Genomic DNA, 23367 nt, shown 5'->3' with positions numbered 1-23367 from the left:
ACTTATGGTTCCATTTGTCCCACTTATCATTTCTGAATTTTATGTCGCCAGCCGACTTGTGATTTCATACGTCTCACTTAAGATTTCAAGTTGATTCGTGTCAAGCCACGAGGTATATCTCACCCATCATATTGTTGGCATTTCTGCCTGTTTATATACTATGCCTTATAAGCTATAATAGTACTTCTCTCACACTCATTATTATATCATAAGTTTTTCTCAAATCAATAGATTATATTAAACAAATACCTGATTTTACAAAAGCATATACTTGGTAAAAATTAGATAAAGATAATGATTAAAACTCTGTTATGTCTATTAAGGATGTATCACCCTGATGTCTTTTTTGTAAACTTGTTATTAAGGCTTGGGCAGTATCTAATGATGTATAAATAGGAATTCCTGCTTCAACAGCAAATCTTCTAATTAAGAACCCATCTTTTAAATTATTGTTTCGAGTTGGAATATCAATAACAAGATCAACTGTATCTGTTAACATTAAATCAAACATTGTATTGGCTGAAGCATTTATTCTATTGACCAAATGAACTGGTATATCATGGTCTTTTAAGAATTGATATGTGCCTTCTGTTGCATATAAATCATATCCAAATTGATAATATTCTTTAGCAATTGGTAAGAATTCTTCTTTAGCACTATCCTTAATTGTACAAATAATATTCTTTTTCTTAGGCAACTGAATTCCAGTTCCTATAAAAGCTTTATAGATGGCTTCATCATAGTCTTTAGAAATCCCTAGAACTTCACCTGTAGATTTCATTTCAGGTCCTAGACTAATTTCAGCACCTTTAATTTTTTCAAATGAGAAAACTGGCATTTTCACAGCGATTGTTTCTTTTTCCGCAGCAAGACCATATTCATAACCCTGCTCTTGAATTGATTTTCCCATAATAACATGAGTCGCAACATCAACAACAGGTATATCTGTTACCTTAGAAATATAAGGAATTGTACGTGATGATCTTGGATTCACTTCAATTACATAAACTTGATCTTCATACACAATAAACTGAATATTAATTAACCCAATCACATGTAATGCCTTGGCTAGTTTTTTTGTATAATCAACAATAACTTGTTTTACTTCAGGTTTGATTTTCTGGGTTGGATAAACCGAAATACTATCGCCACTATGAACTCCTGCACGTTCTACATGTTCCATAATCCCAGGAATCAAAACACCATTCTCATCACATATCGCATCAACTTCCACTTCCTTACCAGCCAAATATTTATCAATAAGAATCGGATGTTCCTGATACTGACGATTAATAATATCCATAAATGTCTTGACATCACCATCATTCAAAGCAATTTCCATACCAGCCCCACCCAAAACATAAGAAGGTCTTACTAGCACTGGATAGCCTAAACGATTTGCTGTTGCAATTGCTTCTTCCGTTGTAAAAACAGTTGATCCCTTTGGACGATCAATTCCACATCTTTCTAAGATTTCATCAAATCTTTCTCGATCTTCAGCAGCATCAACATCATCTGCAGATGTCCCTAAAATTTCAACACCCATTTCCATTAAAGCTTTGGTTAATTTAATGGCTGTCTGTCCACCGAATTGTACAATTGCTCCATCAGGCTTTTCAATATCCACAATACTTTCTACATCTTCAGGTGTTAATGGTTCAAAATACAATCTATCAGCAATATCAAAGTCAGTTGAAACTGTTTCAGGATTGTTATTGACAATAATTGTCTCATAACCAGCTTCTTTTAATGCCCATACACAATGGACTGAACAATAATCAAATTCAATTCCTTGTCCAATACGAATAGGTCCAGACCCTAATACCATGATTTTCTTCTTATTCTTTTGTGGATTCACTTCATTATAACCACCATAAATAGAATAATAATACGGTGTAGATGCATCAAATTCAGCAGCACATGTATCAACTGTTTTATAAGCAGCAACAATTTGATGAGTTTTTCTCATATCGTGAATCTCTTTTTCACTTTTTCCAGTGTATTTAGCAATCACTTGATCAGGAAATTCTAATCGTTTGGCTAATTTTAATAAATCAATTGTCAGTTCTTTGGTTTTTAATTCATGTTCAACTTCAATAAGATGTTGAATTTTATCAATAAACCAAAGATCAATTTTTGTAATTTCATGAATATCACTTGTACTCATACCTTCTCTTAATGCTTTCGCAACAACAAAGATTCTATGATCATCAACATCCTTTAATTTATTGATTATATCTTCTTTACTAAGAGTTTCTAGCTCAGGTATATGTAAATCATAAACATTTTGTTCAAGTGAGCGAATCGCTTTCATCAGTGCTCCTTCAAAGTTATTACAGATACTCATAACCTCACCAGTTGCTTTCATCTGTGTTCCTAATTCTCTTGATGCACCTACAAATTTATCAAATGGCCATTTTGGAATTTTACAGACAATATAATCTAAAGTTGGTTCATAAGAAGCAAATGTTTTTCCAGTCACAGCATTGACAATCTCATCTAAAGTATACCCTAAAGCAATTTTAGCTGCTAATTTTGCGATTGGATAGCCCGTTGCTTTAGAAGCTAAAGCTGATGAACGTGAGACACGTGGATTGACTTCAATGACGCAATATTCAAAACTGTCAGGATTCAATGCATATTGGACATTGCAGCCCCCTTGAATATCTAATGCAGTAATAATATTCAAAGCTGAACTTCTTAACATCTGATATTCTTTATCACTTAATGTTTGGCTTGGTGCTACAACAATACTATCACCAGTATGCACACCAACAGGATCTAAGTTTTCCATATTACACACTGTTATACAATTCCCTGCACTATCTCGCATAACTTCATATTCTATTTCTTTCCACCCAGCAATACAGCGTTCAATCAAACATTGACTTACACGTGATAATCTTAAACCATTGGAACAAATATCATGTAATTCTTTTTCATTAGTAGCAATTCCACCACCTGTTCCTCCTAATGTATAAGCTGGTCTCACAACGACAGGATAACCAATTTGAGCAGCAAATGTCAATGCATCATCAACATGATTCACAACAATAGAAGCAGCACATGGTTCATGAATTATCTCCATTAATGTTTTAAATTCCAATCTATCCTCAGCCAACTTAATTGTCTTGGTAGATGTTCCAATTGTTTTGACATGATGCGCTTCTAAGAAGCCTTCATCTGCTAGTGCCATCGCTATATTTAAAGCATTTTGACCACCTAATGTTGGCAATATACTATCTGGTTTTTCTTTTATAATCAAATTTTTAACAACTGGTATCGTTAATGGTTCTATATAGACTTTATCAGCAATATCTTTATCTGTCATAATTGTTGCAGGATTTGAATTGATTAATACAACTTCAACTCCTTCTTCTTTTAATGCCCGACAAGCTTGTGTTCCAGCATAATCAAATTCTGCTGCCTGTCCAATAATGATTGGTCCTGACCCAATGACTAAAACTTTTTTGATTTCTTTATTCTTAGGCATGATTATTTTCCTCCATCATTTTCATAAATTCATCAAATAAATATCCTGTATCTAATGGTCCAGCACATGCTTCCGGATGAAACTGTACTGTCTTCATATTTTCATGAATATACTCTATTCCTTCAATTGTCTGATCATTAACGTTGATAAACCATGGTTTTGCAATCTTAGGGTCGATTGACTGATCCTTGACAACATAGTTATGATTTTGAGTAGATATATAGACACGCCCAGTTGATAAATCCTTAACTGGGTGATTGGCTCCATGATGTCCATATTTTAACTTTTCTGTTTCAAAATTATGAGCCAATGCCATAAGCTGATGTCCTAAACAGATTGCAAAAATAGGTATTCCACTTTCCATTAAGACTTTCATTTGACGAATGATATCCACACATTCACTAGGATCCCCTGGTCCATTTGATAACATAATCCCATCATAATTTTCTTTTAAAATATCATCGGCTAAAGTTGTCGCAGGATAGACTGTAACTTGACAATCTCTTTTGACCAATTCTCTAGCAATATTCTTTTTTGCACCAAAGTCATAAAGTGCTACTCTTTTTTGACCAGTTCCCATTACGTAAGGTGCTTGACAAGTTGTTTTCATCACTTCATCTTTTATTTGAAAAGCCTTTATTTTCTCTAATACTTCATTGATATCACTATAATGATGAGTTGTTAACATTCCATTCATACACCCTTTTTGACGAATCATTTTTGTAAGGTGTCTTGTATCAATCCCTTGAATTCCTGAGATATCATTTTGAATACAATAATCCTCTAAATCCATATTCTTTCTAAAATGACTTCCTAATCTTGCCAGTTCATTAACAACAAATCCTTTAACATAAGGTCGCTTTGATTCTTGATCATCTAAACAAACACCATAATTTCCAATCAATGGATAAGTCATCACAACACTTTGTCCCGCATATGAAGGATCCGTCAAAATCTCAACATATCCACTCATAGATGTATTAAAGACAAATTCACTTATGACTTCCTTTTGTGCCCCAAAACTCTTTCCTTCAAAAATTTGACCATTCTCTAAAATCAAATATGCTTTCATATAATACCTCCTGATTTTACAAAAAAACATATCAATATAAATGATATGTTTTTAACAAATATGAAAAATGAGAAAAGGAAATCGATCTAAACATTTACAAGCCACAAACATTTGCAATTTCACCATATTCCTCATTCCTTTCTTTTTCTTGTATAGTATAGTCAAATTTATAGTATATTGCAAGAATTATTTATAATTTTTTATTATTATGTCATTAATTTATTGTAATTATTGGTAAAATTAATTTGTATTGACAAGTAAACTTGTCATGATATAATAAAGATGTAAAGAAAACTTGTCAACAAGGGAGATGATATTATGACAAAAGATGAAATTCTAGAAAAAAGTCGTCATGAATTTAAAAATGATGAAATCAATGAATATATCGACAATAAAACAATGCGCTATGTATCTTGCATTTTTATTGTTTCTTGTCTTTTCATGATGATACTTTCTTTTCAAAGTTCAAAACAAGCAGAAATATTTTATACAACTGCAACTTTATTCTGTACTTTTCTTTGTATTTATTGTTGGACTCATTATTATTATTCTAAAAAAATATGGTCTCTAATATTTGGTATAATGATTTTTCTTCTAGTATGTTACTTTATAACAAAAGTATGGATACTAATATGGTAGGAGGTTTTGTAAATGACAAAAGATGAAATATTAAAGAAATATCATCAAGAAAAAGATGAAGGAAAAATTTTTATCGAAAGTAAAGCTATATTTAAAGGATTTACAATCATGATATTGATGGGTATGTTTTTGATAACTATGTCACTCTTATTAACTGGTGAAGATACCATAACGAATATTGTTTTAATTCTCTTATTACCTTTTATATTTTGTTTTTATGGGATAAGTGCTTATTATAAGAAAGATAAGATGTATATGTTTGTTAGTACTGTTTGGGCTTTTATTTATGTTATGAGAGTTTTTGATTTTATGAAAGAATTTTTTTAAATATATGAGAGTGTGATTATTCAAAGTGAATGATAAATTAATTCTTAAAAATCATCTTAAAGATGCACGTAATGAAAAAAATATTTCCCAAACAGAACTTGCCCAAATGGTTGGTGTATCCAGACAAACAATCAGTTCGATTGAAACTGGACAGTTTAATCCAACTGCAAAATTAGCTTTAATTTTATGTATTGCTTTAGACAAAACCTTTGAAGAGTTATTCTATTTTGATTAATAATGATGCAAACTTTATGTAAGATAATAAAGAATTGGAGGAAAGATATGATTAATAAAATTTTCTTTTTTGATATTGATGGGACATTGGCTATAAAAGGAAAAATCCCAAAGAGTAATCTTGAAGCTTTAAAATGTTTAAAAGACGCAGGATATTTGACTTTTATTTGTACTGGTAGAGCACCTTTTTATGCCCAAGATTTATTTAAGGATTTAGTGAGTGGTTATATTTGTTGTAATGGAAGATATATCTTATATCATGGAAGTAAACTTCATGGTGAAGCTTTTTCGAAGGATGAAATTGAATTTTATAAAGAGAAGATCGATAAACTCAATTTAGGAGCTATGTTTGTATCTGATGATCAATCTTTTGTTTATCATCTTAATGATCAACAAATAAGAAAAGTTCAAAAAGAATATGGTATAGAAAGAATTGAGAGTTATCGTGATAATCAAAACTATTATACTTTTGATTTGTTTTATACAAATCAATATGATGAAATGGTCACAGCTTTTCAAGATGATTTGATTATTAATGATCATGGTGGTAGTGGTGATTGTGATTGTTCAACAATAAATTATGATAAGGGAGATGGCATTGCTCATTTACTTCATTATTTTCATATCAATCGTCATGATGCTTATGCTTTTGGTGATGGTTATAATGATCAGGCAATGTTTAGGGAAGTTGGTCATGGAATTGCGATGGGAAATGCTGTAGATATTCTTAAAGAGAAAGCCACTTATATTACTGATTCGATTGAAAATGACGGAATTATGAAAGCTTTAAAACATTATCATATTTTCTAAAGAAGTATATGTCTTTAAAAAGTCATATACTTTTTCAATACAAAAAGATCAGAAAAGCATTGTTTTCTGATCCTCTATAAATTATTTAATTGCTTTATGATACTCTTGTAATGATTTAACTTCATGACTACCATGAATCTTCATTTCCATAATACCTTCTAATGATGCTTTTGCAGCAGCAATATTTGTCATATATGGAATTCTCATTTTAATAGCATTCTTACGAATATAACTATCATCATGACTACTTTGTTTACCATGTGGTGTATTAATAATCATTGCTAATTCACCATTGATTAAAGCATCTGAAATATTTGGTTGTCCTTCATGAATCTTTTTAATCTTTTCAACTGGAATACCTGCTTCACTAATTAATTTATATGTATTACCAGTTGCAACAATTGTAAATCCAGCATCATAATATCCTCTTGCCAAATCAACAACTTGTGGTTTATCCAAATCATTAACACTAAACAATACTTTTCCTTCAGTAGGTAAGATTGTTTTTGCTCCTTCTTCAGCTTTATACATTGCAGCTCCATAAGAACTTGCTAATCCTAAAACTTCTCCTGTTGATCTCATTTCTGGTCCTAAAATCGGATCAACTTCAGGAAACATATTGAATGGGAAAACAGCTTGTTTTACACCAATATGTGGAATTTTCTTTTCTGTAAGAGTAGGTACAGGAGATGGTCTACCTGTTAATTCTCTTGTTACAATGTCTGTTGCAATCTTAACCATGTTAATATTACATACTTTAGATACCAAAGGCACTGTTCTTGAAGCTCTTGGATTGGCTTCTAAAACATAAACTTTATCATCAGCAATAGCATATTGCATGTTCATTAAACCACGAACATCCATTTCTTTTGCGATTTTTTTTGTATAATCTTTAATTGTTTCTAAATGTCTCATTGGAATATGACGTGAAGGTAAGATACATGCTGAGTCACCTGAATGAATACCTGCTAATTCAATATGTTCCATAACTGCTGGCACAAATACATTTTCACCATCACTAATGGCATCTGCTTCACATTCCATTGCATTATTTAAGAATCTGTCAATTAAGATTGGTCGATCTGGAGTCACACCAACTGCTGCTTTCATATATTGTTCTAATGATTCATCATCATAAACAACTTCCATTCCACGACCACCTAATACATAAGAAGGTCTTACCATCAATGGATATCCAATACGTTTAGCTATTGTTAAAGCTTCTTCAACATTCACTGCCATACCAGATTCAGGCATTGGAATTTCTAATTTTTCCATCATAGCATTAAATAAATCTCTATCTTCAGCCATATCAATTGTTTCAGGTGTTGTTCCTAAAATATTCACACCATTTGCTTTTAATTGAGCAGCTAAATTTAATGGTGTTTGTCCACCAAATTGAGCAATCACTCCAACTGGTTTTTCTTTATCATGAATACTCAAAACATCTTCTAATGTTAATGGTTCAAAATACAATTTATCAGAAGTATCATAATCAGTTGACACTGTTTCTGGATTACAGTTGACAATAATTGTTTCAAATCCTAATTTCTTTAATGCAAGTGCTGCATGAACACAACAATAATCAAATTCAATACCTTGACCAATTCTATTAGGTCCTCCACCTAAAATCATAATCTTTTGTTTATCATGATGAATATCACTATGATCTGGTGCATTATATGTAGAATAGTAATAAGCATTGTCTTTTGTTCCACTAACATGAACAGGTTCCCAAGCTTGATTAATTCCATTAGCTAATCTTTCATGACGAATAGCACTTTCTTCAACATCTAAGATTTGACTTAAATATTTATCTGAGAAACCATTTTGTTTTGCTTGTTTTAAAACATCAACAGGTAATTCTTTTCCTTTATATGTTTTGATATTTTCTTCTTCTTCAACTAACTCTTTCATTTGTTCAATGAAATAATGTTTAATTTGTGTTAATTCAAACAATTCATCAACAGTTGCACCTTTTCTTAATGCTTCATACATAATAAATTGTCTTTGACTTGTTGGTACAGTCAACATCTTTAATAATTCATCTTTAGATAATTCATTAAAGTTTTTTGCATATCCTAATCCATATTGACCAATTTCAAGAGAACGAATAGCTTTTTGGAAAGCTTCTTTATAAGTCTTACCAATGCTCATGACTTCTCCTACTGCTTTCATTTGTGTTCCAAGTTTATCTTCAGCACCTTTGAATTTTTCAAAAGCCCATCTTGCAAACTTAATGACAACATATTCTCCATCAGGTACATATTTATCCAAAGTTCCATATTTTCCACATTCAATTTCATCTAATGTTAAACCAGCTGCCAACATTGCTGAAACAAGGGCAATTGGGAAACCTGTTGCTTTAGATGCTAAAGCAGAAGAACGTGAAGTTCTTGGATTTATTTCAATAACTGCAATTCTATCTGTAACTGGATCATGAGCAAATTGTACATTTGTTCCACCAATAACTCCTACTGATTCAACAATTCTAAATGCCTGATCTTTTAAACGATCTTGAACTTCTTGAGAAATTGTCAACATTGGTGCACTACAGAAAGAATCTCCTGTATGAACTCCTAAAGGATCAATATTTTCAATGAAACATACAGTAATCATATTTCCTTTTGCATCTCTAACAACTTCAACTTCAAGTTCTTCCCAACCTAAGATAGATTCCTCAATCAAACATTGGTGAACCATACTGGCTTGTAAACCACGAGAACAAACTGTTTTCAATTCTTCAACATTGTAAACAAGTCCTCCACCAGCACCACCCATTGTATAAGCTGGTCTTACAACAACAGGATATCCTAACTCTTCAGCAATTTCTAATGCATGGTCAACTGTATGTGCAATTTCACTTCTTGCCATTTCAATGCCAAGTTTATTCATTTCTTTCTTGAATTCTAAACGGTCTTCGCCTCTTTCAATTGCATCAACTTGAACACCTAAAACTTGTACATTATATTTTTCTAATATACCTGCTTCATTTAATTCAGAACATAAGTTTAATGCAGATTGTCCACCCAAGTTAGGCAACAAGGCATCTGGTCTTTCTTTTTCAATAATTTGTGTTAATCTTTCTAAATTTAATGGTTCAATATAAGTGACATCAGCTGTTTCAGGATCAGTCATGATTGTTGCTGGATTTGAATTAACCAATACAATCTTATACCCTAAATTACGTAAAGCTTTACACGCTTGTGTTCCAGAATAATCAAACTCACAAGCTTGTCCAATAATAATCGGTCCAGAACCAATCACTAATACTGTATTAATGTCTTCTCTTTTTGGCATATTTTTTCCTCCACTTTCTCTCTATTCACTTTCACACAAAAAAACATATCAAATAAAATGATATGCCTAATAATAGAAATATAAAAAATTAGAAAAAGGAACTTTTACAACTTCATTGTTATATACATCATCTCTAAACATAGAAATATTTGTCATTATTCCTCATTCCTTCCTTATTCCTATATAGTATAGTAGATATATAGATATTATTCAAGAAAAAAATGTAAAATTTAGAATTTTGTATATATTTATAAAGAACTCAAATCTCACGATTCAAGAAAAGGACAAAACCAATTTGTCCTTTCTCATTATGAAGTGAATATTCCTATGTACGTAGAACGTTCCTCTTTGGGGATATCTAAGAAATCTAATGCCTCTTCTAGTGTATAACCATTTTTTCTCATTAATTTCTTTATTGAATTAATCCTTTCTTCAATCACGCCTTGTTGTCTACCAAGGATTTTTCCTTCAGCCAATCCAGCTTGCTTTCCAATGGTTTCGCCTTCACGTAAGCCCTCAAGTTTTCCTTTATTTTTGATTTCTTCCCATATCTCACACATCTCTTGTTTCCCTCCTTCGTTTTCTTTGTAATAGCTTACTCTCTTTCTTAGAAACTCATAGTGCATATCTCTTGAATCAGTACAGAACATATCATGCATTAATCTCCCTAGTGCCGTGTCCTCCTGAATGCTTGCATTCACATAGATAATTTCTCTTCCTTCTTCAAACATCTGATTGTTTTCATCAATTCTACAATGACTATGATAGATTGGCAATCCATATCCCAATACATCTGTCTCAGTTATAAAGATAATGATGACATTAGGCAGCTTATCCCATTGTTCATTGGGAAACGATGTATTCGCATCTATCAGACTTCCATGAAACCTCGCTCTTTTNAGGATGTGCTCCTTTGGTATCTCTCTGTACTTCAATGTTGATATAGTCATCACCATCCTTAACCAGCACATCAATACTGATCGCTCTTCCCAGTATATTATTGATATCATACTGAGCATGACATTCAATGATATCAACTTTCCTTTCAAGGATAATTTCAAGAAACTGTCTGACAACATCCTCATCCTTAAAGACAATCCTCATGAAGTCATCATCCATCAGTCTCAGTCTGGCAATAGAATCAAGATAATCAGTACTGTTTTCGCAAATCAAAAAACTCATTACATAACCTCCTTATATTGATATAAGGAATCTAATAACAATATACCATAATAATTGCTTAAAGTAAATATTTATTCAAAAGATCCCTATACTTATATATACACAAAAAAAGTTCATTTTTCTTTTTTTCTTACAAAAAAAAGGAACTTTCGTTCCTTAATTGATTCTTGTAATTGTATATCCGACATCATTAAAAGTATCAATAATTTTTTGAATATGACTTTCTCCATTCGTTTCACAAGTCACACGTAATTCCACTTCTGAAAAACGAGCAAAATTCTTAAACTGATTATGATCAACTCCAATAACATTAGCATTACATTGTGCTAAAATTTTAGCAACATATTCCAATTGCCCTGGCTTATCTGGTAATTGGACAGAAAAAGTAAAGATTCTACCTCTTGCAATAAGCCCCTTATTAATCATTGATGAAATTGTCATCACATCAATATTTCCACCACTGATTAAAGACACAACTTTCTTATTTTTTTCATTTAATTTTGACAATGCAGCCAAAGATAAAATACCTGAATTTTCAGCAACCAATTTATGCTTTTCTACCAGCAATAAAAATGCATCCATCAATTCATAATCAGAGACTGTTATAATCCCATCAACATACTCTTTAATATAATCAAAAGTAATTTCTCCAATTTGTTTAACAGCTGTACCATCAGCAATCGTCACAGCTTCTTTTAAAGCCACAACCTGATCTTCGTTAATAGCCGCCAAAGCACTTGCTGCACCTTCTGGCTCTACTCCAATAATCTTGATAGTTGGTTTGATAGCTTTTGCTGCACAGGCAATTCCAGAAATCAATCCACCTCCACCAACAGGTACTAAAATAATATCAGCGTTTGGTAATTCTTCTAAAATTTCCAAAGCAATTGTTCCTTGTCCTTCAATGACATCTTCATCATTGAAAGGATGAACAAATGTATATCCATTTTCTTTTTGTAACTTACAAGCGGCATTATAAGAATCATCATAAACTTCACCAGCCAAAACAACTTCCGCTCCATGCGACTGGGTTGCTTCAACCTTAATTAATGGCGTATGCTTAGGCATAACAATTGTTGCTTTAACACCTAATTTGTGGGCAGCATATGCAACCCCCTGAGCATGATTCCCAGCTGATGAAGCAATCAAACCTTTTTTCTTTGCTTCATCATTCATTTTTACAATCTTATTATATGCCCCTCTGATTTTAAAAGCGCCAGTTCTTTGCAGATTTTCTGGTTTAATATAAACTTCGTTCTTACATTCTTTTGAAAAAGCTTCACTATATATTAAGGGAGTGGGAATAATGACTTCATCGACTCTCTTTTTTGCTTCTTGAAACTGCTCTAATTTTAACATATTCATTTCCTCCACTTATTTTCCCCAATTATAGCACAAACAATAAATTATTTGAATTGATTTTTTTCATTATCGTAAATATAGTCTATGCTTTTTAGTTTTTCCACAATTTCAGACATAGAAACATCTAAATCATCACACATATCTTCAAGTGATTGATACTGATCTCTTAATTTCATATTCACATAACTCAATAACATAGCTGGATCATTTGGCAACACTAAAAATCCACTCCTTCATATTCTTGAGATAAAATATAGGCTATTCCATCATCATTATTAGATTTTGTAATACAATTAGCACGTTCTTTAACACCATCAACAGCATTCTCCATTGCTACACCTAAACCTGCATATTCAATCATACTTAAGTCATTATACCCATCACCAAATGCCATTACCTCTTCTTGCTTAATCCCTAACAATTGAGCAAGTCTATCAAGCGAAGCTGCCTTGTCAATGCCTTTAGCCATAATTTCAATAAAGAAAGGTGCACTTCGATAAATACTTAAAGAATCTCCGAATGGTTGTTTAAATTCATTTTCAATACTTCCTACATAATCTGGTTGTCCAGTTAATAAAACCTTATGAATAGGATCATTTAAACATTTCTTAAAATCATTGACTTTTTCCTTTTGAATATCATTAATTTTCGCTTCAACACAAACATATTCATCATCAATATCTTCAGTTAAAATCACATCATCCTTATATGTCATACAAGCAAGATGAAACTCTTTTGAACGATCATAAGCTTTTTTTGCTTCATCAATTGTTAATGTTTGTTCATAGACTGTCTCTCCTGTTTTCACATCAACGACTCTTGCTCCATTAAATGATAAAATATATCCACCATATTTTTTTAATTCTAACTCTTCTGCTTCATGACGCAAACCAGGAGTTGGACGTCCTGAAGCCAAAACAATTTTCACACCTTGTTTTTGAATTTCAATTAATGCTTTCTTTGTCTTTTCAGTAATCTCATTGTTAGCATTTTTTAATGTTCCATCTAAATCCAATGCAACTAATTTATATTTCATAACTTACCTCCACTTTTTTACCATATTATATGATTTTCTTGTTTTTGTCTACGCTTTCTCAACCTGAATAGACAATGAAATCAGATATTCATCTGTATCTTGAACTGTAAAATAATTATGAATTTCATATTCATAAGCATTTCCTATCATTTGATACCCTTCTTGTTCCACAAATTCAAACAGTTTTTCAAAAGATTCATCTATCGTATCATAGAAACCAGCATGTAAAATAGTAGCATACAATCCTTTTGGTTTCATAACATAATGAATGTCATCAAATGGTTGTCTTAATTTTAAAAAATACATATTCTCATGATAGTCCCTTTTTAAAAATTGATCATGATAAATAATTGTTCCTAGTGGTAATTCTTCCGTTAAACGATGTTGTGCACAGTACTCCAACTGCTGACTCATATATCCCATCATCTCCCGATCACTCATATAGTGATCAGGTAATGTGATCGTTAAAAGATGCTCTTCCAAACATTCTTGTAAAAAAGGCACCATATGTTTAGTCTCTACTCCATATTTTGTCATAGAAATAGCCTGTTGAATACGATACTGCATCTCTTCAATTCTTTTTTTCTCTTCTTCTAATTGTAAATATTTCTCATTTAATGTATTCACAAAATTTTCACTATTTCTTTGAATCATAAATGCCTTAATTTCTTTTAAAGACATTTTAACTTCCTGCAAAACTTTAATCAGATCAAATTCAAAATATTGTGATGAAAGATAATATCGATAACCATTTTCCTTAACAATTTTAGGTTTTAATAAACCAATTGAATCATAATGAAATAATGTTTCTTTAGTTGTATGACAAAGTTTAGCAAATTCTCCTGTAGTGTAATAAGTTTGATAATATTGTGACATAAAAATTCTCCTTGACTATAGTGTTACCCTATAGTCTATGATATCACAGGGAGGTGGATTATGGAAAGAAAATTAGTATTTATCAAATATGTTAGTTTTAATATGTTAAGTATGGTGGGGTTGTCATGTTATATATTAGCTGATACATTGTTTATCGCTAATGGTGTGGGAAGTATAGGCCTCACTGCTTTAAATCTTATTTTACCACTCTATTCAATTATTTCTGGTTTAGGATTATTAATTGGTGTTGGAAGTGCTACACGTTTTTCAATTCTCAAAGTACAACAAAGAGATCAAGAAGCCTCTGCTTATTTTACAACAGCTATGAAATTAGGATTTCTGATTTCTATTCCAATAACAATATTAGGTTTTGTTTTTGCAAAACAAATTATGTATTTTATGGGAGCTGATTTTGAAGTTATTGAAATAGCTTCAACATATTTACGTACTTTTATACTGTTTACACCATTTTTCATTATTCAACAAATTATAGTCACTTTTGTCAGAAACGACAACAATCCTCGTTTGGCAAGTTTTGCTATGCTGACTGGAACACTTTTTAATATTGTCTTTGATTATATTCTTGTTTTCCCTTGTCAGTTAGGAATGTTTGGTGCTGCTTTAGCAACAGGATTCTCACCTATTGTTGCTTTATGTATTTGTAGTTTACATGTCTTATGGAAACAAAATCATTTTCATTTTACCAATGTACGTTTGAAAATATATTATATATGGAAAATAATCACTATTGGTATATCTACATTTGTCACTGAATTATCAGGTGGTATTATTGTATTTGTATTTAATATGGTCATTTTATCTATTGGTGGTAATATCGCTGTAGCAAGTTATGGCATTATCAGTAATCTTGCCTTAGTTGTCACTGCTCTCTATACAGGTATTGCGCAAGGAATTCAGCCATTATTGAGTCAAAGTCATGGTCAAAGAAATACTGAATTAACACATGCTTATTTTGGTTATGCGATTGTGACATCACTTATTGTTTCTACAATGATTTATGTATGTATGCTTTGTTTCCCACAATTTATTGTTGCTATTTTTAATAGTGAAAATAATATAATTATGGCGCAAATTGCTCAAAACGGTTTACCACTTTATTTTGCTGGATTCTTTTTTGCCGGAATCAATATGGTCATGATTACTTTCTTTGCTTCAACAGAACAAATGAAGAAGTCATTTGTATTATCAATTTTAAGAGGGGGCGTTATCATTATTCCTCTCGTTATTGGATTATCTATTCTCTTTCATTTAAATGGGGTTTGGATTTCATTTCCTATTAGCGAATGCTTTATCTTAATCATTGCTATTCAATTTTATTATCGTTCTCATAAAACACTTTATCAAAAAACATCAGTTAACTGATGTTTTTTGATTTATATAACATTGAATTTCTTATATGATCAACATTTTCTTTTGAATATTTCACACATTATTTTTATTTATATTTATGATATGTATAACGTATAATATTAAGAAAAAGGAGCCATTATATGAAAAACAAATCTCTTATTATACTCTATAGTATCCTATGTTTCTTAATAATATTTATGTGTTATTTATTTCAACTCTATACCTCAATGCATATCAAAAATGCTGTCACTTATAGTTTCTTCTATATCTTTTTCCCGATTCTCCCTATCTTTATATGTCTCATTATTTTTGTTATTAACTTTTTACTTCCAAATAAAAAAGCAACACTTATTCATCATTATTTAGATGAGCATATTATCCCTTCAATTGACTTGTCAGATTTAAAAAAACAAACTTCAACTGATAAATTTCATAAATATTTACTGATAGAAAGATTATTAACTTATATTTCTATATTATTAGCTGTATTTCTTATTTACAGTTTATTATTTAATGTCTCTCAAGTACGTTATGATTTTAATACACATCAATGGAAAAGTTTTCAATCAATTAATATTTTTATTTATGTTATTGCTGCAATTTTCATTTACTTCTTTGAATCTATAGTCATAGCTATTCATCATTATCGTAAGTTCAATCAAACAGTGTTAAAGGATTCTGTTAGTTATTTATACTTAATTTATCTTTTATCTGGATATCAAAGAGGTAAACCAAACTCATTGAATTTGATTGATATAATGAATGTTGGTGCTGCTTTAGGGAATTTGGGTTATTTTCAAGAAGGCTATGATTATTTACATTTTCTTGATTGTCATAAGATGATTAAAAAACCTGCCCTTTTACAAATGTATCATTATCATTGTTTTATTTATGCCAGTCATTTAAATTTAGATGCGACTTATCATAAAACACAATTACTGCATATTATTGAATCTCATCCACGTATTCAAAAGAGTAAGACAACACAAACTATTTTATTAAGAATAACTATGGAAGAGTTGTTTCAGCAAGAAAAATGGCAGGAGTTTCTCGATTATATACAATCTCATCAAAATGAATTACAGCATGAAATGATAAAGCCTATTCTTCAATATCAATTATATGTTGTTTATTGTCATCTTCATCTTGATAAACAGAGTCAAGCAATCAAGGAGCAATGGAAAGATCATCATTTATTCAAAAATTATCAAAACAATTAAAATTTATTATTGCAATTAATAAAAAATTATTATATACTAGTAACAATTCATAAAGGCTACGATAAGGAGAGTAATCTTAAACAGAAGTCCCAGCGAACTGGAAGATGGTGCAAGTCCAGTGATGAAGTTTATGATGAAGAACACCTTGGAGCTGTCTACCGAAACGAAAGAAGTAGGCTAGATCGTTTTCAGTTACGTTACGGCTGACGGGTATCGAGTACTCACAGAAGTATTTTCCGTACCATGTAACTTCATGATTTTATGAATTATACTGGACAGATACTCGCACATTGTGGCGAGTTTTTTTGTCAAAAGAAGGGAGAAATGATATATGTGTGGTTTTTTAGTTATGAATGGACAAGAATTGTCTTTAGAAGCTTTTGATTTATCATTGAAGAAGATAAGTAATCGTGGTCCTGATGCATCTGAAAGTTATTATGCTTTTGGTAGGACATGGGGATTTAATCGACTTTCAATAATGGATTTATCAAAACGAGGGATGCAGCCTTTTCAATACCTGGATAATATTGTGGTGTGTAATGGGGAAATTTATAATTATCCTGCTTTAAAGGAAAATCTTTATAATGATTATATTTGTCATAGTGGTAGTGATTGTGAAATTCTATTACCACTCTATTTAAAATATGGTATAGATACAATGGTCAGAATGCTAGATGGAGAATTTGCTTTTGTTATGTATGATAACCAAACCAAACAAATCTTAGCTGCTCGTGATCCAATGGGAATTCGTCCTATGTTTTATGGCTATAGTCATCAAGAACATGTCATTTGTTTTGCTTCTGAAGCTAAGGCTTTAGTTGATATATGTGATGATATTATGCCATTTCCACCTGGACATTATTATAGTAATGGAGAATTTATTTGTTATAATGATTTAAGTGATGTCAAAATGATTCATATGGATAGTATTGAGGAAATTGCTTTTTGTTTACGTAGCAAATTAGAAAAAGCTGTTAAAAAAAGATTACAGTCTGATGCCCCTATTGGTTTTTTATTAAGTGGTGGCTTAGATTCATCATTAGTTTGTGCTATCGCTAGCCGTATGTCCAAAAAACCGATTCAAACGTTTGCGATTGGTATGGAAACTGATCCGATTGATCTCAAATATGCTAGACAGGTTGCTGACTATTTGCATACAGACCACACTGAAATTATTATGCGTAAGGAAGATGTATTAAATCATTTAAGAAAAGTCATTTATACTTTAGAAACATGGGACATTACAACCATTCGTGCTAGCATTGGTATGTTTCTATTGTGCCAATATATTCATGAACATACAAATTTAAAAGTGATTCTTACTGGTGAGGTTTCTGATGAACTTTTTGGTTATAAGTATACAGATTTTGCTCCTGATGCTTCCTCTTTTCAAAAAGAATCACAAAAACGTATACAAGAACTCTATATGTATGATGTTTTAAGAGCTGATCGTTGTATATCAGCCAACGCTTTAGAAGGACGTGTGCCTTTTGCTGATATTGATTTTGTCAATTATGCAATGGCAATTGACCCAAACAAGAAAATGAATACTTATAATAAAGGAAAATATCTTTTAAGACATGCTTTTGAAGGACTGGATTATTTACCTGATGATATTTTAATGCGTGAAAAAGCGGCGTTTAGTGATGCTGTAGGTCATTCCATGGTTGATTATTTAAAAGAATATGCTGAAACTATATATACTGATGAAGATGTTTTAAAAGCAAAAGATAAATATGCTTATTGTCCTCCATATACAAAGGAATCTTTATTGTATCGTGATATATTTGAAGAATTTTATCCAGGTCAAGCCAAATGGATTAAAGACTTTTGGATGCCTAATAAGGAATGGGATGGTTGTAATGTCAGTGATCCAAGTGCTAGAGTTTTAAAAAATTATGGTAAAAGTGGTCAATAAAAGAGCGAATTAATCGCTCTTTTTAAGTGTATTGATAAATCGATAATTATTACGACCAGATTTTTTAACAGCATATAATGCTTTATCAGCATTTTGATATATTTCATCATATGTTTGATGTTCTTGTGAAAAAGCAATTCCCATACTTATTGTCATTGGTTTTCTATCTTCACCAATCAAATTCTCATGAACAATATTTCTGAGTTTTTGACAATATTCAATAACCCATTCCTCACTCTGAGGATTCTTAAGAACAATGATAAACTCATCTCCACCAACTCTTCCCACCACATCTGTTGATGATGTAATTTGAAGAATAATTGAAACTAAGTTTTGTAAAATTTGATCTCCATAAAAATGTCCAAAGTTATCATTAATCCCTTTAAAATTATCTATATCCAATATGATAAATGCAACTCTATTTGTTGTTTGACTTTCTAAATATTCACTAATAAGTTCACGACATGTAGCTGAATTATAAATTTTTGTTAAACTATCTTTTCTTGCAAGTTCTTTCCATTGTAACTGTTCTTCTTTTTGTGATTGAATATCAGTAATCTTTCCAATAATATAAGTCAATTGATCCTTTTCATCAAATATTGGTTGTAAGAACACTCTTTGCCAACGACTTGTTTCATCTAGCAATTTCACCATAACTTCTTCATTATATGTGCGTTTATTCTCTAAAACCGATTTAATTTTTTCTGAGCCTGCATATTCCTTTTGAATATAATTTTCAATATTTTTTTGATTACATAATAATTTTGCTGCTCCACCACTCAATGTAAGCATATCTTTTGCTACATTATATTCTATAAAACAATCTCCTGATAAATCACTAATTTGTTGAAAACGATTCAATTCCTTAAGAACCTTTTCATTATTCTTTTTATTAGTATAATATCTAGAAAAGAAATAAATTCCACTTAATACAACAACAATGCTTATAAATGGAGCTGGATTATTCTGAATATAATTTACAAAAGTAAGATCCTCTTTAGCATAGGTTGCATTTTTAAATACAATGGATTGTATTTCTGAAAATGAAGCTGTATCTATTCCTTTATTAATAATACTCATTAAAGAAATATCATCATCTTTTCTAACAGCAATACAATTTTTCGTATTATGTCCTTCAGACTGAGGAATCATTGTTACATTTTCAAACGAAAATGTACTATTATAATATATTGCAACATGACTCGCTAAATAAGCATAATCGGCTAATCCCTTATCCACAGCATTAAAACAGTCATGTGCTGTATCATAATAAACAATTTCTCCCTGATACTTATTTGAAAAATCTGTTCCTTTTGGTATCGCCAATCTCTTACCTATAACTTCACTTGCATCCAATCCTTTTGTCATAATAATTTCAACATTAGAATTTACAAAAGATTTTGATAAAGAAAACTGATTATGACTTTCATAATAAGGAGTTGTAACAGCTCCAGCAATAAGATTTTGATGATCTTCTAACATTGTTAAATACTCATCATAAGATTCAGTATAGTTATATTTAAACTTAATCCCACTTAATTCTCCAATATAATCTAATAAATCAATTGTAATCCCAACAATATTCCCTCGACTATCTTTGGATTGAAAAGGTGCTTTACCACCCAATATAGCGACCTCTATCTCAGGATGATTTTTAACATATTCTTTTTCACTATCTGTTAATATAAAGTGATCATTACGAAGAGAAAAGTATTTATCATGTAATTCACTCATAAATGAAGGCTGTTCTTTATTCAAAGCTGTCATAGCTTCATTCATTTCAGAAATAATATCCGACTTTCCTTTTGTTGTCACAAAGTAAAAAGGTCGTGGTGAAAACGTCGCAACAACACGATAATTTCCAACAATATTAGCCTGTTCAGAAATAGCTGCCGCCTCTATCTTTTGGTCATCTAAATCTTTCAGCAACTCAACACTTGTTTCATAAAAATGCTGTTTAATACTAATACCATTCATATCTCCAAATTCTTTTAATTTCACATTCTCTTGTTGTTTTGAACTGACAATACCAACATCCAGTGACTTGAGTGAATAAATATTTGTATCATTAATATTGGCATTATTAGATAAAACATACAATGCCATATTTCCCATACCATAATTGGTTGAAGTATAATCATACATCGATGTTAATGACTCATCATAAATTAAACCACCCATCATATCTAATTCCCCATTTTGAACTTTCTCCATGGCCGATATAATTTGTTCATTTTCATCACCTTCTAAAGCGACATATTCAAATTTAAAATGAGTAAAACGTTCCAACTCATTTAAATAGTCATAAGTATATCCAGAGTAAACATTTCCATCATTAATTTCTGACATTCCATTTTGAATGGGATAAGCAACTTTTACTGTTGTTTTAGCAGATAAAGGACTTATATGAATTGTCAAAAGTATTAAACTCACCATTATTATAGATAATATTTTCTTCAATCTTCTCATCTCCTTTATCTCAACAAAAAAGCATACTCGTAAAATCCACCAGTATGCAAAATCATCATGAAAAAAGATTCAAAACATGAATTTTCAAGACTATTTTTTGCAACTGGCTGCCATATGAAAACAGGCCCTATAGTTTTGCGTCACTACCTTTCGATAGTTTTGCCTTTGTGTTCTTATCATACTCACATTTGTCCTATAAAGTCAATGTGAATATATTATTTTGTGACAAAAAAAGCTATTCATTTCCTTGTTGAACAGCCTTTTTTAATATTTCTTCAAGATTATTTAAGAACTTTTCACGTATTTGAGAAGTTCTCTTTGCTGGCCCTCTCACATGTTTCCCACTTTTTCTTTCTTTTGCTGAGATATAGCGTGTTGACAACAACAAATCAATATTTTGATCATTAATCAGCATTCCACTCATATGCAACACAATCGCACGTTTTCCTAGCAGTAAACCAGCCAATCCATAATCTTGTGTAATCACTAAATCTCCTGGTTGAACATCACTAACAATTCGCATATCAACACTGTCTCTTGCTATTTCACATTCCACAACCTGATAATAATCATCCTCTAAAACATGAGCATAATCAATATATACAATCATTTCTATCTGATATTTTATTGCGAGTGCTTTAATTGCCAACTTATCAGGGCAAGCATCACCATCAATGAGCAATCTCATACCATCTGAATTGCCAGTAAAATAACAATCCCAACAATTCCTCCAATTAATCCACCAAGATGTCCTGTTTTAGAAATCTGTCTATTCATTAATGTATATAACAAATTAATAACAATAACACTCATAAATTGCTGTAACAAAGACATGAATGGTCCACCCACAAATAACCCTAAAGCAATGATAGCTCCAAAGAAACCATAGACAACGCCACTTGCTCCAATCGTCATTGTATAGTAATAACGATCTGATATCTGCGAAGCACTATAACACAATAGCGAACTTAAAAACATTGATATCAATATCAAATACAAATATTCAACTGGTCCTAATAAACTTTCAAAAAAATGTCCCAATTGATACAAAGCATAGCCATTCATTAAGAAATGAAAGAAGTCTACATGAATAAAATGACAAGTCACAAAACGCCAATATTGCTTTCTTTCATGAATATCAGGAGGATAAAACGCTCCTAACTTCATTGCACAATCATATTTATCCTCCTGATTGATAAAATTAATATAAATAAATAGCCCAGCACAAATTAATAAATATATATTAGTTATCATTTTCTATAACAGTTACCTTTCTTATTGTTTTTCCAATATTACCTGCATTATCACTCACTGAATAAGTAATCTGATAAACTCCTGGTTCTTGATTATTAACAGTTCCACTTATAATCATTCTAAAAGTAATATCTCCCTCAATATCATCAGTGGCCTTTACACCTTTCTTTAAATCAATTTCATCACCAACATGTATTTCAATATCATTAGCCCCTGTAATTATTGGTAAAACCTTATTGTTTTCTACAACGATCTTTACCCGTAAAGCTGAAGACTGATTTCCATGATCATCCTCAACAATAATTTTTTCCACATGTGATCCAGGTTCAGTATATGTTTTTGATTTAGATTTCTGTTTTGTTTTTTCTTCATAAAAATAAACAGTTGTATGTGATTGATCTTCTATCTTCTTAATCAAATCTTTGGCATAAATTGTTTTTCCAACTTCTATATTTAATTGAACACTCTTTAATTGAACTTTTGGTTTAATCGTATCAATAACCTGAATTTCAAATGTCTGCTTTTCACCAAAATATTCAATAGAAGCCTGATATGTTCCCACTTCTTTAGATACTCCAGACAAATCTAACTTTACACTTTCTAACACTGAAGGATTTGCAGTTACATATTCTTCAACATTCACTGGTATTTCTTCTCCATATTGATACACAAAGGTATTTCTTTTTAATTTAATTGGTGAAATTGTCATGGCTAAATAAATTAATATTGCATCTACCAAAACAAATAAACTTAATACAGAAACAATGATTTTATTTTGCATGATATTCACCTCCGATTATTATT

Annotated in this window: 19 protein-coding genes and 1 riboswitch; of the genes, 7 read left to right on the top strand and 12 right to left on the bottom strand. The window is 31.0% G+C overall.

Annotated features, from left to right (window positions below):
- Positions 1-298: 298 nt before the first annotated feature.
- A complete protein-coding gene (carB, locus tag BN1865_RS10975; RefSeq protein WP_050637282.1) occupies positions 299-3493 on the bottom strand; it encodes a carbamoyl-phosphate synthase large subunit in 3195 nt (1064 codons plus the stop codon).
- Entirely contained in the window at positions 3486-4565 is a 1080-nt protein-coding gene (locus BN1865_RS10970; RefSeq protein ID WP_050637281.1) for a carbamoyl phosphate synthase small subunit, read from the bottom strand. The genes carB (BN1865_RS10975) and BN1865_RS10970 overlap by 8 nt, the downstream gene beginning before the upstream one ends.
- 318 nt (positions 4566-4883) lie before the next feature.
- Between BN1865_RS10970 and BN1865_RS10965 the strand changes: the two genes are divergently transcribed.
- The 4 genes from BN1865_RS10965 to BN1865_RS10950 are packed head-to-tail and all read left to right on the top strand — an operon-like array spanning position 4884 to position 6575.
- Positions 4884-5204 (top strand): DUF6442 family protein, encoded by a 321-nt coding sequence (locus tag BN1865_RS10965; RefSeq protein WP_050637280.1) that lies wholly within the window; start codon positions 4884-4886, stop codon positions 5202-5204.
- Positions 5205-5216: 12 nt separating this feature from the next.
- Positions 5217-5531 carry a DUF6442 family protein gene (locus BN1865_RS10960; protein WP_050637279.1) on the top strand — a complete coding sequence of 105 codons (315 nt, stop codon included), beginning with the start codon at positions 5217-5219 and terminating at the stop codon, positions 5529-5531.
- A gap of 25 nt (positions 5532-5556) precedes the next feature.
- A complete protein-coding gene (locus BN1865_RS10955) occupies positions 5557-5766 on the top strand; it encodes a helix-turn-helix transcriptional regulator (protein WP_050637278.1) in 210 nt (69 codons plus the stop codon).
- 47 nt (positions 5767-5813) lie between these two features.
- Positions 5814-6575: an HAD-IIB family hydrolase gene (locus tag BN1865_RS10950; RefSeq protein WP_050637277.1), complete on the top strand. Its 762-nt coding sequence runs from the start codon at positions 5814-5816 to the stop codon at positions 6573-6575.
- A gap of 81 nt (positions 6576-6656) precedes the next feature.
- Here the strand turns inward: BN1865_RS10950 and carB (BN1865_RS10945) are convergent, their stop codons facing one another.
- The 6 genes from carB (BN1865_RS10945) to BN1865_RS10920 form a co-directional block, all read right to left on the bottom strand.
- Positions 6657-9875: a carbamoyl-phosphate synthase large subunit gene (carB, locus tag BN1865_RS10945; protein ID WP_050637276.1), complete on the bottom strand. Its 3219-nt coding sequence runs from the start codon at positions 9873-9875 to the stop codon at positions 6657-6659.
- A gap of 308 nt (positions 9876-10183) precedes the next feature.
- Positions 10184-10663: a FliH/SctL family protein gene (locus BN1865_RS18760; protein WP_232780376.1), complete on the bottom strand. Its 480-nt coding sequence runs from the start codon at positions 10661-10663 to the stop codon at positions 10184-10186.
- A 550-nt stretch (positions 10664-11213) separates the two neighbouring features.
- Positions 11214-12416, bottom strand: coding sequence for a threonine ammonia-lyase (ilvA, locus tag BN1865_RS10935; protein WP_050637275.1), 1203 nt, complete (start codon positions 12414-12416; stop codon positions 11214-11216).
- A 47-nt stretch (positions 12417-12463) separates the two neighbouring features.
- On the bottom strand, positions 12464-12637 hold the full coding sequence (locus BN1865_RS10930; RefSeq protein ID WP_050637274.1) for a DUF4250 domain-containing protein: 174 nt from the start codon (positions 12635-12637) through the stop codon (positions 12464-12466).
- The gene (locus tag BN1865_RS10925; RefSeq protein ID WP_050637273.1) at positions 12637-13455 is read right to left on the bottom strand and encodes a Cof-type HAD-IIB family hydrolase; all 819 of its coding nucleotides are present in this window, start codon (positions 13453-13455) and stop codon (positions 12637-12639) included. Before BN1865_RS10925 ends, BN1865_RS10930 begins: the two co-directional genes overlap by 1 nt.
- A 48-nt stretch (positions 13456-13503) precedes the next feature.
- On the bottom strand, positions 13504-14331 hold the full coding sequence (locus BN1865_RS10920) for a MerR family transcriptional regulator (RefSeq protein WP_050637272.1): 828 nt from the start codon (positions 14329-14331) through the stop codon (positions 13504-13506).
- Between the two features lie 60 nt (positions 14332-14391).
- On the opposite strand from BN1865_RS10920, the gene BN1865_RS10915 reads away from it, so the two are divergent.
- The 3 genes from BN1865_RS10915 to asnB all read left to right on the top strand — a co-directional run bounded on the left by BN1865_RS10915 (position 14392) and on the right by asnB (position 18840).
- Positions 14392-15714, top strand: a complete 1323-nt coding sequence (locus BN1865_RS10915; protein ID WP_050637271.1) for an MATE family efflux transporter — start codon at positions 14392-14394, stop codon at positions 15712-15714.
- A gap of 128 nt (positions 15715-15842) precedes the next feature.
- Positions 15843-16922: a hypothetical protein gene (locus tag BN1865_RS10910; RefSeq protein WP_050637270.1), complete on the top strand. Its 1080-nt coding sequence runs from the start codon at positions 15843-15845 to the stop codon at positions 16920-16922.
- A gap of 331 nt (positions 16923-17253) precedes the next feature.
- Positions 17254-18840 (top strand): asparagine synthase B, encoded by a 1587-nt coding sequence (asnB, locus tag BN1865_RS10905; protein WP_050637269.1) that lies wholly within the window; start codon positions 17254-17256, stop codon positions 18838-18840.
- 9 nt (positions 18841-18849) lie between these two features.
- Here the strand turns inward: asnB and BN1865_RS10900 are convergent, their stop codons facing one another.
- From BN1865_RS10900 to BN1865_RS10885, 4 genes are all read right to left on the bottom strand, one after another.
- Entirely contained in the window at positions 18850-21300 is a 2451-nt protein-coding gene (locus BN1865_RS10900; RefSeq protein ID WP_050637268.1) for a transporter substrate-binding domain-containing diguanylate cyclase, read from the bottom strand.
- 104 nt (positions 21301-21404) lie between these two features.
- Positions 21405-21483, bottom strand: a riboswitch (cyclic di-GMP riboswitch).
- Positions 21484-21544: 61 nt separating this feature from the next.
- Positions 21545-21997, bottom strand: a complete 453-nt coding sequence (locus tag BN1865_RS10895) for a YaiI/YqxD family protein (RefSeq protein WP_050637267.1) — start codon at positions 21995-21997, stop codon at positions 21545-21547.
- Complete coding sequence (locus tag BN1865_RS10890; RefSeq protein ID WP_050637266.1) at positions 21994-22563, bottom strand: rhomboid family intramembrane serine protease; 570 nt, start codon at positions 22561-22563, stop codon at positions 21994-21996. Before BN1865_RS10890 ends, BN1865_RS10895 begins: the two co-directional genes overlap by 4 nt.
- Positions 22553-23344: an immunoglobulin-like domain-containing protein gene (locus tag BN1865_RS10885; protein ID WP_050637265.1), complete on the bottom strand. Its 792-nt coding sequence runs from the start codon at positions 23342-23344 to the stop codon at positions 22553-22555. Before BN1865_RS10885 ends, BN1865_RS10890 begins: the two co-directional genes overlap by 11 nt.
- Positions 23345-23367 lie beyond the last annotated feature (23 nt).

Origin of the sequence: Candidatus Stoquefichus sp. SB1 (assembly GCF_001244545.1) — a bacterium.
Taxonomy (GTDB): Bacteria; Bacillota_I; Bacilli_A; order Erysipelotrichales; family Coprobacillaceae; genus Stoquefichus.
Note: the sequence above shows the minus strand (reverse complement) of the source record. Positions and strands in the feature narration are given on the sequence as shown.